The organism is Flavobacterium sp. CLA17 (assembly GCF_013112255.2).
Lineage (GTDB): Bacteria > Bacteroidota > Bacteroidia > Flavobacteriales > Flavobacteriaceae > Flavobacterium > Flavobacterium circumlabens.
Genome location: NZ_CP068294.1, coordinates 519,740 through 534,483, shown reverse-complemented (window position 1 = coordinate 534,483; position 14,744 = coordinate 519,740). Strand labels below are relative to the sequence as shown.

General features: G+C 35.8%; 13 protein-coding genes. 8 read left to right on the top strand and 5 right to left on the bottom strand.

Features of this window, described 5'->3' with window-relative positions; translation table 11 throughout:
* Window positions 1–28: 28 nt before the first annotated feature.
* The gene (gdhA, locus tag HAV12_RS02240) at window positions 29–1,372 is read right to left on the bottom strand and encodes an NADP-specific glutamate dehydrogenase (RefSeq protein WP_171568287.1); all 1,344 of its coding nucleotides are present in this window, start codon (window positions 1,370–1,372) and stop codon (window positions 29–31) included.
* A gap of 325 nt (window positions 1,373–1,697) precedes the next feature.
* On the opposite strand from gdhA, the gene HAV12_RS02235 reads away from it, so the two are divergent.
* Window positions 1,698–2,489: an outer membrane beta-barrel protein gene (locus tag HAV12_RS02235; RefSeq protein ID WP_132037243.1), complete on the top strand. Its 792-nt coding sequence runs from the start codon at window positions 1,698–1,700 to the stop codon at window positions 2,487–2,489.
* Between the two features lie 60 nt (window positions 2,490–2,549).
* On the opposite strand, the gene HAV12_RS02230 is transcribed toward HAV12_RS02235, so the two are convergent.
* Window positions 2,550–3,692 carry a cystathionine gamma-synthase gene (locus HAV12_RS02230; protein ID WP_132037242.1) on the bottom strand — a complete coding sequence of 381 codons (1,143 nt, stop codon included), beginning with the start codon at window positions 3,690–3,692 and terminating at the stop codon, window positions 2,550–2,552.
* A 105-nt stretch (window positions 3,693–3,797) separates the two neighbouring features.
* Between HAV12_RS02230 and HAV12_RS02225 the strand changes: the two genes are divergently transcribed.
* Window positions 3,798–4,541 carry a DUF3298 and DUF4163 domain-containing protein gene (locus HAV12_RS02225; protein ID WP_171568286.1) on the top strand — a complete coding sequence of 248 codons (744 nt, stop codon included), beginning with the start codon at window positions 3,798–3,800 and terminating at the stop codon, window positions 4,539–4,541.
* 36 nt (window positions 4,542–4,577) lie between these two features.
* Here the strand turns inward: HAV12_RS02225 and HAV12_RS02220 are convergent, their stop codons facing one another.
* From HAV12_RS02220 to HAV12_RS02210, 3 genes are all read right to left on the bottom strand, one after another.
* Complete coding sequence (locus HAV12_RS02220; RefSeq protein WP_171568285.1) at window positions 4,578–5,717, bottom strand: ATP-binding protein; 1,140 nt, start codon at window positions 5,715–5,717, stop codon at window positions 4,578–4,580.
* A gap of 149 nt (window positions 5,718–5,866) precedes the next feature.
* Window positions 5,867–6,619, bottom strand: a complete 753-nt coding sequence (locus HAV12_RS02215; protein ID WP_171568284.1) for an SDR family NAD(P)-dependent oxidoreductase — start codon at window positions 6,617–6,619, stop codon at window positions 5,867–5,869.
* A 134-nt stretch (window positions 6,620–6,753) separates the two neighbouring features.
* Window positions 6,754–7,629, bottom strand: a complete 876-nt coding sequence (locus tag HAV12_RS02210; RefSeq protein ID WP_171568283.1) for an aldo/keto reductase family oxidoreductase — start codon at window positions 7,627–7,629, stop codon at window positions 6,754–6,756.
* A gap of 223 nt (window positions 7,630–7,852) precedes the next feature.
* Between HAV12_RS02210 and HAV12_RS02205 the strand changes: the two genes are divergently transcribed.
* The 6 genes from HAV12_RS02205 to HAV12_RS02180 all read left to right on the top strand — a co-directional run bounded on the left by HAV12_RS02205 (window position 7,853) and on the right by HAV12_RS02180 (window position 14,659).
* The gene (locus HAV12_RS02205; RefSeq protein ID WP_132037237.1) at window positions 7,853–8,857 is read left to right on the top strand and encodes a MoxR family ATPase; all 1,005 of its coding nucleotides are present in this window, start codon (window positions 7,853–7,855) and stop codon (window positions 8,855–8,857) included.
* An 80-nt stretch (window positions 8,858–8,937) separates the two neighbouring features.
* Window positions 8,938–9,801 (top strand): DUF58 domain-containing protein, encoded by an 864-nt coding sequence (locus tag HAV12_RS02200; RefSeq protein WP_132037236.1) that lies wholly within the window; start codon window positions 8,938–8,940, stop codon window positions 9,799–9,801.
* A 148-nt stretch (window positions 9,802–9,949) separates the two neighbouring features.
* Window positions 9,950–11,581 (top strand): hypothetical protein, encoded by a 1,632-nt coding sequence (locus HAV12_RS02195; RefSeq protein ID WP_171568282.1) that lies wholly within the window; start codon window positions 9,950–9,952, stop codon window positions 11,579–11,581.
* Window positions 11,581–12,582, top strand: coding sequence for a VWA domain-containing protein (locus HAV12_RS02190; RefSeq protein WP_171568281.1), 1,002 nt, complete (start codon window positions 11,581–11,583; stop codon window positions 12,580–12,582). The genes HAV12_RS02195 and HAV12_RS02190 overlap by 1 nt, the downstream gene beginning before the upstream one ends.
* Before the next feature lie 142 nt (window positions 12,583–12,724).
* A complete protein-coding gene (locus HAV12_RS02185; RefSeq protein WP_171568280.1) occupies window positions 12,725–13,762 on the top strand; it encodes a VWA domain-containing protein in 1,038 nt (345 codons plus the stop codon).
* A 138-nt stretch (window positions 13,763–13,900) separates the two neighbouring features.
* Complete coding sequence (locus HAV12_RS02180; protein WP_171568279.1) at window positions 13,901–14,659, top strand: tetratricopeptide repeat protein; 759 nt, start codon at window positions 13,901–13,903, stop codon at window positions 14,657–14,659.
* Window positions 14,660–14,744 lie beyond the last annotated feature (85 nt).

The window sequence follows — 14,744 nt, the reverse complement described above, 5'->3', positions numbered from 1 at the left end:
GAAGGCATTTGTAAAACTGTAATTAAAATTACACTACACCCTGTGCAAGCATAGCATCTGCAACTTTAACGAATCCGGCAATGTTAGCTCCTTTTACATAATTTACGTAACCATCTTCACCAGCACCGTATTTTTTACATTGGTTGTGAATTCCAACCATGATATCTTTCAATCTTAAATCTACTTCTTCACTAGTCCAGTTCAGACGAATTGAATTTTGGGTCATTTCTAATCCGGATGCAGCAACTCCACCGGCATTTGCAGCTTTCCCCGGAGCGAATAATACTTTATTGTCTAAGAATAATTTGATTGCATCTAATGTTGAAGGCATATTTGCAGCTTCAGTTACACACAATACACCGTTATCAATTAGTTTTTGAGCATCTTCTCCGTTCAGTTCGTTTTGAGTAGCACACGGAATCGCGATATCTACTTTTACTTCCCATGGGCTTTTTCCTTTATGGAAAACAGCGTTTGGATATTTTTTAGTATAAACTTCAGCTCTGTTATCACCGGTAGCTCTCATTTCTACCATGTGCTCGATTTTCTCTCCTGAAATTCCTTCTTCATCATAAATATAACCATCAGGTCCGGAAATCGTAACTACTTTTCCACCTAATTCGTTTATTTTTAGTGCCACACCCCAGGCAACATTTCCGAAACCTGAAATGGCAACTCTTTTTCCTTTAATATCATGCCCGATAGTACGCAACATCTGATCTGTGAAATAAACAACACCATATCCGGTAGCCTCAGGACGTATCAATGAACCTCCGTAAGCAATTCCTTTTCCGGTTAAAACACCTGTAAATTCATTTCTGATTCTTTTGTACTGACCAAATAAATAACCGATTTCTCTTGCACCCACACCAATATCTCCGGCAGGAACATCTAAATCAGGACCAATATGACGGCATAATTCTGTCATGAAAGACTGGCAAAAACGCATAATTTCACCATCAGATTTTCCTTCAGGATCAAAATCAGAACCTCCTTTTCCACCTCCCATAGGAAGTGTTGTCAGGCTATTTTTAAAAACTTGTTCGAAAGCAAGAAATTTTAATACAGACAAGTTTACGGTATGATGAAATCTGATTCCGCCTTTGTAAGGTCCGATTGCGGAGTTCATCTGAATTCTAAAACCTCTGTTTACAATTATCTCTCCATTATCATCTACCCATGGAACTCTAAAAATTATAGAACGTTCTGGCTCGGCAATTCTAAGAAGTAAGTTTTTTCCATCATACTTTTTTCTTTCTGCAATAAATGGAATTACCGTTTCTGCAAATTCTCTAACGGCTTGAAGAAATTCTGGCTCGTTTGGATTTTTTGACTCTACAAGAGCCATAAATTCATTTATTTTTTGTTCCATTTCTAAATAAATTATTCTAGTAAATTATTTTATTTTTGACTCTTTTAATCTTAGAAAACACGTTTAAGAAAACGTTTTCGTTTTGACACACAAAGATATAGTAAAATGACAATTCAATGTTATTTTTTTTTGTTTCAATCACCGAATTGTAAATTTTTCAAACAATCCTAAAAATAGCATTTTACAGTTCTAAATTTACATCAAAACAACCGAATTAAAGTTAGCAAATTAAGTATTTTGCTACTTATTTTCTAATAGGACAATATTATATTTTGAATCGTACATGTTTTTTATATATTTGCTCAAGATTTGAAAGCCCAAACTCATGCTTAAACCTATAGTACTCACATTATTCGCCTTATTAGGAATTTCAACTACTGCAAATGCCCAGTCTATTGCACAAGAAGTAGGAATAATATTCGGCCCCGTATCTTTTCAATCCGATTATGGACAAAGACACGATTTTAAAACAAATGTCGGAAATACCGGATTTGGAGTAGGAATCGTTCACTTTATCAACTTTTCGTCGAACAGTAACAGAGATCGTTTTTTTTCAGAACATTTCAAAGTAAGATCGGAATTATCATTCAACAAAACCGATTTAAAACATTTTGGAGAAGATGTTGACAGAAATCCGCCTAAGATTACAACTGAACAACTGAAAGCCATGACCGGCAGTTCTACGTTATTAAATCTGGGTACCCAATTGGAATTTTCCCCATTTATGAAAATACATGATTATGAAAACACCATTGGCAGCTTTAGTCCCTATGTAAGTTTAGGACTTCAGGTTAGTTATTATTCAACAAAAGTAGGTTCGTCATTAGGTCCTTTGGGAACTTCGGCTACTACTTATCCAAAATACTTAACCCCTTCGGATGGTCGTCAATTTGGATTTTCTACAGAAACTGGTGTAGTTTTATCTCTTGTAACCGGTGTAGGTGTTCATTACAAGTTATCAGAAATGAGCGATTTAATGCTTGATATCCGTTATCAGGGTTTTAGCTCTGACTGGGTTGACGGATTAAACCCTAACAAAGACATGTACAAAGAAAACAAGTCTAATGATTCACAAGTATGGGTTAACGCAGGTTACATCTTCTATCTGGATTTCTAGAATTTACAAAATAAATATAAAGCAAAAACCCCAACTCTTTCGAATTGGGGTTTTGTTTTTTTAGGCCAGTGCCTGTTCTAAATCGGCTATTAAATCTTCTGCATCCTCAATTCCAACACTCAATCGAACTAAATCGTCAGTGATCCCAACCTCAGCTCTTTTATCAGCAGGAATAGAAGCGTGTGTCATTAAAGCAGGATGATTGGCCAATGATTCTACTCCACCCAATGATTCTGCAAGGGTAAAAACTTTAAGTTTTTCCAAAAATGCAATTGAATCTTCTTTTTTACCTGAATTAAAAGTAAAAGAAACCATTCCTCCAAAACCTTTCATTTGTTTTTTGGCAATTTCATGAAAAGGATGACTTGGCAATCCCGGGTAATAAACTGTTTTTATTTTTGGATGTTTCGTGAGGTACTCCACCACTTTTTCTCCATTTTCGCAATGTCTTTGTACTCTTAATGAAAGCGTTTTAATTCCTCTCAAAACCAAAAAACTATCCATTGGTCCAAGTGTCGCTCCGGTTGCAAATTGTTGAAAATGCAGTTGTTCTCCTAAAGCTTCATCTTTTACGATCAAGGCTCCGGCAATAACATCAGAGTGACCACCCAAATATTTTGTAGCAGAGTGCATCACGATATCAGCACCCAGATCAAGAGGTTTTTGCAGATAAGGTGTTGCAAACGTATTATCGACAGCTAACCAGATTTTATGCTCTTTGGTGATTTTTGAAATCTCCTGAATATCTGCCAGTTTCATTAATGGATTTGTTGGTGTTTCAACCCAAATCAATTTTGTATTCTCATTGATTAAGGACTTCAATTTTGCAATATCGGTCATATCAACAAAATGAAACTTAATCCCTGAATCTTTATAAATTCTGGAAAACATTCTATAGGTTCCGCCATATAAATCATCCATCGCGATTACCTCGTCTCCGGCTTTAAACCCTCTCAAAATACAATCTGTCGCTGCCAGACCAGATGAAAAAGCCAATCCGCGTGTACCATTCTCAATACTCGCCAAAGCGTTTTCTAATGCCGTACGGGTAGGATTTGCAGCCCTGCTGTATTCATAATCCCCCAAAGGCTGTCCCGGACTTGTCTGAACATAAGTTGAAGTTTGGTATACCGGAGGCATAACAGCTCCTGTACTTGGATCATGATGCTGACCACCATGTATTACTTTTGTATTGAATTTCATATAGTTACGTTTTTTAAACCTAATTTAACAGTACAAATTTACCGTTTAATTTATTTTAATCCAGCCACAACTTCTTACCTTTGTATATAATTAACACTTTTAGACATGAAACAGTATACTTTTTTAGTCTTTTTGTTTCTAATCTGTATTAGTTGTAACAAAGAGCTTTCATTTGAGAATGAAACATTTGAAAAAAAAACCACCCTGCCCTGCGATAAAGATTGCCCCTATATTAAAATCGATATTCCAATTGCAAAAAACAGTAAGATCATTGCGGACAGCATTAATAAAAAAATATATTCGACAGTAAAGGAAATTGTTTATTTTGAAGAAAAACCATTAAAAGCATCTGACTATATTACATTAGCTTCCTCATTTATTGCTTCTTATGAAGAAATGCATAAAAAATTCCCGAGTGAAACGTATGGCTGGGAAGCCAAAATTACGGGCAATATCGAATTTCAATCGGAACAAGTCCTGAATATAAAAATTGATCATTACACTTTTACAGGAGGCGCTCACGGGTATCAGGGTTTCCGCTCTTTACTATTCAATCCAAAAACCGGAAAAATAATTTTTAACGATCAGATTTTCAAAAACCCAAAAGAGTTTAAGGTTTTTGCCGAAAAAGAATTCCGTGCCAAATACAATATACCGGAAAAAGCCAATATCAACGCTACCGGACTAATGTTCGAAAACGACCAGTTTCAGCTGCCGCAGAATATTTTTTATACAGAAGACGGATTGCTATTGTATTATAATTCCTATGAAGCAGCTTCTTATGCAGAAGGAGCCAAGGAAATTCTTTTCCCGTACGACAAAGTCAGCCCTTATTTACGCTACCAATAAATTTTCCCGCTTGAGTTTCTGCAACTTTGAACTTTCCTACTGAACGTCGTATTTCATTTTACGCAAAATTCGCAATGCTTCTTTAAAAGACAAATAGACCTGTCCGTAAGGTTTTAAAAGTGGTTTAGAGTCGATTAACTTTTGTTTGGCATCGTCGAAACCATTCAGGTAACAAATCATAAAAGTAGACGGAAGATTTTCTAAATCCAACATTTCGCGTTCAGAAAGTGTAAATCCTTTTTGTAATTTCTGAAGCAATGTGACATTTGAATTGTAAATATGGTACAGCATTCTTCGGTTGAATTCCGGTGGCTGAAAAAGCATTTTGCGATCAATCTTATAATAGCCGTTATCAAAAAACCGGATGGTCTGTTCCTCTAAAGGGTAATAACTCGTTTTATCATTCAAGCCTAACGGAACATACTCCGTAATGGTAAAACTATCATCATCAAAAACAATGGTAACTACATCCTGAGCCGAATAAAAAAGTTTAATCTGTTCGTTGATTAATTCAATATCTACCCGCGACAAAAAAGTTTTATCTCTGGATTTTTTAGGAACTCCGGCCCAACAGATCACAAACAATTCTTTAAAAACATTGTATTTCGGCGACATATCTTTATGCCTGAAATTCATAAAATCGATAACGCCGTCCAGTGTATACTGAATACTGTTTCGGGAATTGTTTTCGATTCCAATAACGGTTTCCGTATTTTGATAATTCTTTTCAACATCACCTTCAACAGGAACTGAATTACTGCCCCGCCTGACAAAAACACTATTGGCAACGATGGTATGTATTCCTTTCTTAAAGTAAGATATCTTGTTTTTAGGCTTAATGGTCACCAGACCGATCACTTTATCTTTTGGAAGATTCGGAAAAGGCACATTCTCGTATTGAATTTTAGGCGGATTTTCTAAAAAAGCGTTCACCAGATTCTGAATCCGGCTGTCATCAAAGAAATCATCACCGACAATTTCATTATCCTGATCTTCAACACCCACAACAATATAGGAATTATTGGTAGGATTTGAATTGGATAAGGCACAAATGTGTTTCAGAAACTTCCCCTTTCCTTCCCGGGTATGCAGATTCAACTGTCTTTTTTTATCATAAAAACTGCTCTCGTCGTTATGGGCGAGTAAATTTTTTATCAAAAGACGTTTGTTAATCATTCTTTTTAGATTGTTAGACTGGCTTAGATTTTTTGACTCCTTAGACTTTTGAATTTTAAATTTAGACTTCTTAGATACCTGACAATCAGACTTCTTAAATTTTAGACAAAGCTTAATCTAAGAAGTCTAAGTTAGTCTAAAAATCTAAGCTAGTCTCTTTTAACAATTGTCGACGACGCCTGTGCTGTACTCATGACAACTAAATCAGCTATATTAACATGATAGGGTCTTGAAACTACAAAATGAATAATATCGGCAATATCTTCTGCCTGCAGCGGATCAAATCCTTTGTACACATTGGAGGCCCTGTCGGCATCCCCTTTAAAACGTACTTCACTAAACTCAGTTTCCACCATTCCCGGATGAATGGCTCCTACCCTGATTCCAAACGGATTTAAATCGATTCGCATTCCGGCTGTAATCGCATCAACGGCGTGTTTTGTTCCGCAATATACATTTCCATTCGGGTACACTTCTTTGGCAGCTGTTGATCCAATATTGATAATATGTCCGGATTTTTTTGCCGTCATTTTAGGAATCACTACTTTCGAAACATACAAAAGTCCCTTTACATTGATATCAATCATAGCGTCCCAATCCTCGAGATCTCCGGTTTGAATTGGATCTAAGCCATGTGCATTTCCTGCATTATTGATCAAAATATCAATATCTGAAAATGCAGCAGGAAGCGCCTCTATTTTTTTAAAAACATCTTTTTTATCACGAACATCAAACGACAAAGAATGTACTTCCGTAAAAGCAGAAAGTTCTTTTTCAAGTTCGCTTAAACGTTCTTTTCGTCTGCCGCAAAGTATAATTTTATAGTTATTTCTGGCCAGTATCTGAGCGGTTGCTTTTCCAATTCCGCTGGTGGCTCCAGTAATTATAACTGTTTTTTTCATGCTGCTTTTTATTTTTTTTTGCCATAGATTAAATTATTCTGAAATCTGTGAAATCTAATAATCTGTGGCTATTATTTTATGTTCAAAACATATTACAACCTCTATGGCTGAATACTGAATACTGACACTGAAAACTAGGCTACATCGTCGCCCATACTTTCAGTCCAGATGGCAAACCAGTCTTCTTTATCCATTTCTAATTCGACTGCTTTCATTAAAGATTGAATTCTGGCAACATTTACTGTTCCGGCGATTGGAATAACTTTTGCCGGATGTTTCAGAATCCAGGAAAGTAAAAGGGTATCCGAACCGAAATGGTATTTTTCTACTAAGGTCGAAAGTAATTTTTTCAGACGACGTGTTTTTTTGGTATCCTCTCTAAAGACAGTCCCAAGCGGATTCCATGACAATGGTCGTATTCCGTGTGCCTGCATATAATCCAGACTTCCGTCCGTCATAGGCTCAAAATGTGTTGCCGAAAACTGAACCTGATTGTAACTTACTTCTGTTTTCTGGCGAATTAATTCCGTTTGGGAACTGGTAAAATTGGAAAGTCCAAAATCTATAATTTTCCCTTCAGTCTTTAATTTCTCAACTGCTTCGGCAATTTCATCAGCCTGCATCAAAGGACTTGGCCTGTGCAATAAAAAAACATCAACATAATCTGTTTTTAATTTTTTCAACGATTCCTCAGCAGACCCTATAATATATTCTTTAGAATAGTCATAATGCTTAATTTTATTTTCCGGACGATTTTCAGCAATCATACGGATTCCGCATTTGGTGATAAGCTGTAATTTTTCGCGGTCAATTTTACTGGCATGAAAAGCTTTTCCAAAGTCGGCTTCCGTGGTATAAGATCCGTAAATGTCCGCGTGATCAAAAGTGGTGATTTTATTTTCGATACAGATTTGTATCATGTTTTCCATTTCTTTAGGTGTAAGGTTTTTGTCCCATACCCCCCAATTCATAGTGCCCGAAATTATAGGCGATAATGTTGTTTTGCTCATGGTAATATTGCGTTATTTTTGGTATTAAATATGCTTTTCTACAGCATAATCACCAAAGTTCTTAAAAATATAAAAATAGATTCACAATTCGTCCTTAAAATTAGGTCATTGGTCGAAGTTTTAACCATTCTTTAACATCTTACTTCTCAAAAAATATTCAATTTGCACTCTCAAAAGTTAGGCACATAAATCAACGTCTTAAAAAGGTTTTAAAAATATTTATATGGAAGAAAATACAACGACTTTAGACATTAGAGCGATAAATGAAAAAATTGAAAGAGAAAGTGCTTTTATAGACCTTCTTACAATGGAGATGAACAAAGTTATTGTGGGCCAGAAACATATGGTCGAGCGTTTATTAATTGGTCTTTTAGGACAGGGTCACATTTTATTGGAAGGTGTTCCGGGACTGGCCAAAACTTTAGCCATTAATACTTTGTCACAAGCTGTTCAGGGTTCTTTCAGCCGTATTCAGTTTACACCTGACTTATTACCTGCCGATGTAGTCGGAACAATGATTTACAACATCAAAGCAAACGAATTTTCTATTAAGAAAGGGCCAATTTTCGCCAATTTCGTGCTTGCCGATGAGATTAACCGTGCTCCCGCGAAAGTACAATCAGCACTTTTGGAGGCGATGCAGGAAAAACAAGTTACTATTGGCGATACTACTTTCAAACTAGACCGCCCGTTTTTAGTACTTGCTACACAAAACCCTGTTGAACAAGAAGGAACATACCAGCTTCCTGAAGCACAGGTCGATCGTTTTATGTTGAAAACGGTAATTGACTACCCAAAAATTGACGAAGAGCGTTTTGTAATTCGTCAAAACCTTAAAGGAAGTTACGAAAAAGTAAATGCTGTGGTTTCCGTTGAACAAATTTTACGCGCACAGGAAGCTGTCCGTGAAGTTTACATGGACGAAAAAATCGAAAAATATATCTTAGATATCATCTTTGCTACCCGTTATCCGGAGAAGTACAAACTGGCAGACCTAAAACCTCTTATTAGTTTTGGAGCATCACCACGTGGAAGTATCAATTTAGCCAATGCAGCAAAATGTTACGCTTTCATCAAACGTCGTGGTTATGTAATTCCTGAGGACGTTCGTGCTGTTGTGCATGATGTTTTACGTCACAGAGTTGGAATCACCTACGAGGCTGAAGCCGAAAACATTACTTCTGTAGACATTATCAACAAGATCGTAAACGAGATTGAAGTACCTTAAAAATTTGTTTAATGTTTTAGGTTTCAGGTTGTTGTAAAGCAAACCTTAAACCTGAAACTTTTAAACTTTAAACAAATAAAATGGATACAAAAGAGCTTTTAAAAAAAGTACGGAAAATAGAAATCAAAACCAAAAGGCTGAGTAATCATATCTTTTCGGGAGAATACCACTCTTCATTTAAGGGACGTGGAATGACTTTTAGCGAAGTGCGTCAATACCAATATGGCGATGATATTCGTAACATCGACTGGAATGTGACTGCGCGTTATAACGAAGCTCACGTAAAAGTTTTTGAAGAAGAGCGAGAGCTGACCATGGTTTTAATGGTTGATATTTCGGGTTCTGAAGGTTTTGGATCAAAAAATCAGTTTAAAAAAGACATCGTAACCGAAATAGCGGCAACGATGGCTTTTTCGGCTACACAAAATAACGACAAGATTGGTTTAATTCTTTTTTCGGACAATGTAGAATTGTATATTCCGCCAAAAAAGGGTCGTTCCCATGTTCTAAGGATCATTCGCGAATTGATCGAGTTTGAACCTAAAAGTCAAAAAACAGACATTGCACAGGCTTTGAAGTTTTTATCAGGAACTCAGAAAAAGAAAGCGATCGTTTTTGTAATTTCAGATTTTATGTCTGAAAATTACGAGCAGACTTTAAAAATTGCTTCCAAAAAACACGACATAACAGGTGTCCGTGTTTACGATATCCGCGAAGAAAAAATCCCTAATTTAGGAATGGTCAGCATGCTTGACGCCGAAACCGGAAAAGTTCAATTGGTTGACACAGGCTCAAAATCGGTGCGAATGAATTACGAAAAACATTATCAGGAACGAGTAAATTATTTCAAGGATATTTTTAGCAAATCCGGCGCAGGTGTTGTGAACACAAGAGTCGATGAGAATTACGTAACTAAATTACTGGGGTATTTCAAGTCAAGATGATTTAGAATATCAGACTTCTTAGATTGTTAGAATATTAGATTTTAAAGAATATCAAAACATCCAGATAAAAAAATCCGCTTAAATGTGCGTCATCAGCGTTCCATTTTTAAGCACATTTTAGACTAAAATCTGAAATCAAAAAAATCAAATGAAATTAAAGTTTTACATATTCTTATTTTTGCTTTCCTCGTCTATTTTTGCACAGCAAAAACAGGTAGAAACGAGCATTGATACTACGAAAAACAAAATTGGAGCCGAATTTAAGTTAACGCTTAAAACGGTGGTGAGTTCAAAATCCAAAGTCGTTTTTCCTAAACTAAAAAACATTGGTCCGCTTGAGGTAATTCAATCGTACCCAATTGATACGGTTAAGAAAAATGACACTTACGAACTGATCAAAAAATACGGTTTAACACAGTTTGATTCGGGAAAATATACGATTCCGGGTGTTCAGATTCTGATTGACAAAAAACCTTTTTTAAGTGATTCTATCCGTGTTGAAGTCGCTAACGTAAAAGTGGACACTTTACAGCAAAAAATGTACGACATAAAAGATATTACTGCTGGTGACAGTGGCATTAGCGATTGGTGGCTTTACCTTTTGATTGGAGTTGTACTTATCGGAATTGGAGTTTTTGTCTACTGGTTTGTCAAAAAACGCCAACAGAAGAAAATTGAAGAAGAAGTTTATAAAACACCTATCGAAAAGGCCACCAGTTTACTGAACAACCTGGAGCAGAAAGAATTGGTTCAAAAGGGTGAAATTAAAGAATATTACAGTGAATTAACGGATATTGCCCGTAACTATATTGAAGAAGCGATTCACATTCCGGCAATGGAAAGTACGACTTCCGAATTGATTCAGGCCATCAGAACTGCTTCTACTAAAAAGAAAATGGCTTTGACACCTGAAACTGTTGAAAATTTAGAACGTGTTTTACGTCAGGCTGATTTAGTAAAATTTGCAAAATCAAAGCCTCTGGATTTTGAAATTACCGAGGATAGAAATAAAATCCAGAAAGTAATTTTAACGCTGGATAACGCGATTCCGACAGAAGTTCCGAATGAAGAGGACGAATTACTGAATGAAGCGCAAAGACAAAAACAAATCAAGATTCAATTAAGAAAAAAACGCAACAAACGCATTGCAATTGCCGTAGGATCTGTTTTTCTCTTACTTGCCCTTACCACAGCGGTTTTTATTGCAAATAAAGGTTTCACTTATGTGAAAGATACCCTTTTAATGAATCCGACGAAGCGGCTTTTAGAAGGAGAATGGGTAAAAAGCGAGTATGGAAATCCGGGTGTTTTAATTGAAACTCCAAAAGTTTTAAAACGTATGGATGCCCAAAAAGTGCTGCCAAAAGAAACAATGGCCCTGATTAAGGAAATGCAGCTTTTTACATACGGAAGTATGATTGATAATTTCTTTATTACGGTTTCTACCAGTAAATTCAAAAAACCTGTTGAGCTGGATTTAGCCAAAACTTTAGAAGGTTCTTTAAAAGTAATTGAAGCTCAGGGCGGACAAAATATAATTGTAAAACAAGAAGATTTCCAAACCAACGAAGGTGTTCAGGGATTAAAAGGCTACGGAACAATGACCATCTTAAACCCTCTTGATAAAACAAGTGCAAAAGCGTATTACGAAATTTTGCTTTTCAAACAAGATCAGGGCTTACAGCAAATCATGATTTTGCATGAAGAAGGTGATTTGTACGCAAATGATATCACAACACGGATTTTAAATTCTGTTGAACTTAGAAAAGCAGGCAACTAATGAGTAAGATAACTTTTTTAAATCCGGAATTTTTTTGGCTATTTCTATTAATTCCAATTGCGATCATTTGGTTTTTACTGAAACGCAACCAACAGTCGGCTACCCTGAAAATGAGTTCAACACAGGGTTTTAAAAATAGTGAATCACTATTGACAAAACTAAAACCGTGTTTGTATGTTTTCAGAACTATTGCGCTATCTTCTTTGATTATTGCATTGGCAAGACCAAGAACCGTAGATATCAGCAATCAGACGAAAACAACCAAAGGAATTGATATTGTTATTGCAATTGACGTTTCCGGAAGTATGCTGGCCAAAGATTTAAAACCAAACCGAATGGAGGCTTTAAAAAGAGTAGCGGCAGATTTCGTTGAAGAAAGACCAAATGACAGAGTCGGATTAGTGCTGTATGCTTCAGAAGCGTATACAAAAACACCTGTTACAAGTGACAAAGCGATTATCTTAGAAGCCATAAAGGGAATTAAATACGATACGGCTTTACAGGACGGAACCGGAATTGGAATGGGATTGGCAACTGCTGTAAACCGTCTTAAGGACAGTAAAGCAAAAAGCCGTGTTATTATCCTGATGACAGATGGTGTAAATAACGCCGGTTTTATTGAACCGGAAACAGCTGCTGATATCGCAAAACAATACGGAATAAAAGTATATACCATTGGTCTTGGAAGTAACGGAATGGCAGAATCGCCATACGCTTACGGACCAAATGGAGGATTTTTATTTAAAATGCAAAAAGTGGAAATCGATGAGCAATTGATGAAAAATATTGCCCGAAAAACTGATGGAACTTATTTCAGAGCAACAAGCAACGACAGATTGGCACAGATTTATAAATCGATCAATAAACTCGAAACAACAGAAATCCAGGAATTGAAGTTCTATGATTACGACGAAAAATACAGATTTTTTGTTTTACTCGCAGCATTTTTATTATTGCTGGAAATTGGTTTACGAAATACCGTTTACAGAAGCTTCATTTGATTTTTCAAATCAAAAAAATTCAATTTTAAAATTCCAAATTCCAATTTGAATTGGATTGGATTTAAAAATTGAAGGTAAAGGCAAAAAGTTAGAATTTGGAATTTATCCCCGCAACGATGAGGATTGAAATTTTAAAACATTTATGGAATTAGACGAAAAAAAATATTTATACCTTCTATTCTTACTCCCAATTGTGGTGTGTATTTTTCTTTTCAATATGTATTGGAAAAGAAAAAAACAACGTGAATTTGGTGACCTGGAAATAGTAAAAAGACTGAGCCCGGAAAGTTCTGTTTTCAAACCTGTATTAAAAATATCGGTAATGCTTTTGGCTCTTGCCTTTTTAATTATTGGATTAGTGAATCCGAAGATTGGAACCAAAATGGAAACGGTAAAACGTGAAGGTATCGACATTGTTTTTGCCGTTGACGTTTCTAAAAGTATGCTGGCCGAAGATGTGGCACCAAGCCGTTTAGAAAAAAGCAAACAATTGGTTTCACAGATTATCAATAACCTGGGAAGTGACAGAATCGGAATCGTTGCCTATGCAGGAAGCGCTTTCCCGGTTTTGCCTATTACAACAGATTATAGCGTTGCCAAAATGTTCCTGCAAAGTATGACTCCGGATATGGTTTCGTCTCAGGGAACTTCACTTGACGACGCAATCCGATTGTCGTCTACTTATTTTGATGAAAAAAGCAAAACCAGTAAATTACTGATTCTGATTTCTGATGGGGAAGATCACTCGGAAGGAGCTTCTGCTGCTGCCGAAGAAGCTAATAAACTGGGAATGAAAATCATCACCATTGGTGTTGGAACTGAAAAAGGAGGAACAATTCCGTTGAAAGAAAATGGTGTTGTCAAAAGCTACCAAAAAGATCAAAATGGAGGAACTGTTATTACCAAACTAAATCAGGAAGGCTTAAAAGCTATTGCTAAAGCTACTAAAGGCGGTTATGTGTATGGCGGAAATACAAAGGAAGTTTTAGAATATGTAAAAAATGCGCTAAACAACATTCAGAAAACAGAATTTGAAGCCACACAAATGGCCGATTTTCAGTCGCAATTTCAATGGTTTATCGGCTTTGCATTCCTGTTGTTGTTTTTGGATATTTTCCTTTTAGAAAGAAAAACAAACTGGATAAAAGAGTTGAATTTATTTAACGAAAAGAAACAATAAGATTAGCCACTAATTACTCGAATTTACACAAAAAGAGAGCGTTTTTAATTTTGTCTTTTTGAAATTCAAATAAAAAAACAAATCTAATTAGTGATAATTGGTGCCTTTCATGGCAAATAAAAAAATAAAAAAATTAGAATGAAAAATTTACTTCTTTATATTTTACTAACGTTTTCTTTAGCAGTTTCGGCTCAGGAGAAAGACAAGACATTGCCTGATGCCAATGAAGAATATAAGCAGAATAAATTTGTTGATGCTGAAGCAAATTATAGAATTTCGGAATCAAAATTCCCGAAACGCGGTATCGCTTCTTATAATTTAGGAAATACCATTTACAGACAAAATCAGGCTTCTGAAGCCAAACTGGCGTATGCCAAAGCCATAAAAAATGCCAAGACCAGACCTGACAAACACAAGGCTTTTCACAATTTAGGAAACGTCCTGATGAAAGAGAAAGACTATACGCAAGCAGTTGAAGCCTACAAACAAGCATTACGTAATGACCCGACTGATGATGAAACCCGTTACAATTATGCTTACGCCAAACAAAAACTAAAAGAAAATCCTCCGAAAAACGATAAAAACAAAGACAAAAACAAGGATAAGGATAAAGACAAAAACAAAGATAAGGATAAGGATAAAAACAAGGACAAGGATAAAGATAAAAAAGACGACAAAGGCGATAAAGACAAGGATAAAAAAGACGGTAAAAACGATCCGAAGAAAGATGACAAATCAGACAATAAAGGAGAGCCAAAACCAATGCCCGGAGGGATTTCAAAAGAACGTGTTCAGAATTTATTAGACGCCGTTAATAACGAAGAAAAGAAAATTCAGGATAAAGTCAACGCTCAAAAAGTAAAGGGAAGTCCTAAAAAAACAGAAAAAGACTGGTAAATTTTTGGGTTAATCGTTTATTCGTTTAACTGTTTATTCGAATAAACAATAAAACCTAAAAAACCGATTAAACAAATTAACAATT

Excerpts from the sequence above, each read along its gene's own strand:
- gdhA (WP_171568287.1), bottom strand. The coding sequence starts at position 1,372 with ATGGAACAAAAAATAAATGAATTTATGGCTCTTGTAGAGTCAAAAAAT.
- HAV12_RS02235 (WP_132037243.1), top strand. The coding sequence starts at position 1,698 with ATGCTTAAACCTATAGTACTCACATTATTCGCCTTATTAGGAATTTCA.
- HAV12_RS02230 (WP_132037242.1), bottom strand. The coding sequence starts at position 3,692 with ATGAAATTCAATACAAAAGTAATACATGGTGGTCAGCATCATGATCCA.
- HAV12_RS02225 (WP_171568286.1), top strand. The coding sequence starts at position 3,798 with ATGAAACAGTATACTTTTTTAGTCTTTTTGTTTCTAATCTGTATTAGT.
- HAV12_RS02220 (WP_171568285.1), bottom strand. The coding sequence starts at position 5,717 with ATGATTAACAAACGTCTTTTGATAAAAAATTTACTCGCCCATAACGAC.
- HAV12_RS02215 (WP_171568284.1), bottom strand. The coding sequence starts at position 6,619 with ATGAAAAAAACAGTTATAATTACTGGAGCCACCAGCGGAATTGGAAAA.
- HAV12_RS02210 (WP_171568283.1), bottom strand. The coding sequence starts at position 7,629 with ATGAGCAAAACAACATTATCGCCTATAATTTCGGGCACTATGAATTGG.
- HAV12_RS02205 (WP_132037237.1), top strand. The coding sequence starts at position 7,853 with ATGGAAGAAAATACAACGACTTTAGACATTAGAGCGATAAATGAAAAA.
- HAV12_RS02200 (WP_132037236.1), top strand. The coding sequence starts at position 8,938 with ATGGATACAAAAGAGCTTTTAAAAAAAGTACGGAAAATAGAAATCAAA.
- HAV12_RS02195 (WP_171568282.1), top strand. The coding sequence starts at position 9,950 with ATGAAATTAAAGTTTTACATATTCTTATTTTTGCTTTCCTCGTCTATT.
- HAV12_RS02190 (WP_171568281.1), top strand. The coding sequence starts at position 11,581 with ATGAGTAAGATAACTTTTTTAAATCCGGAATTTTTTTGGCTATTTCTA.
- HAV12_RS02185 (WP_171568280.1), top strand. The coding sequence starts at position 12,725 with ATGGAATTAGACGAAAAAAAATATTTATACCTTCTATTCTTACTCCCA.
- HAV12_RS02180 (WP_171568279.1), top strand. The coding sequence starts at position 13,901 with ATGAAAAATTTACTTCTTTATATTTTACTAACGTTTTCTTTAGCAGTT.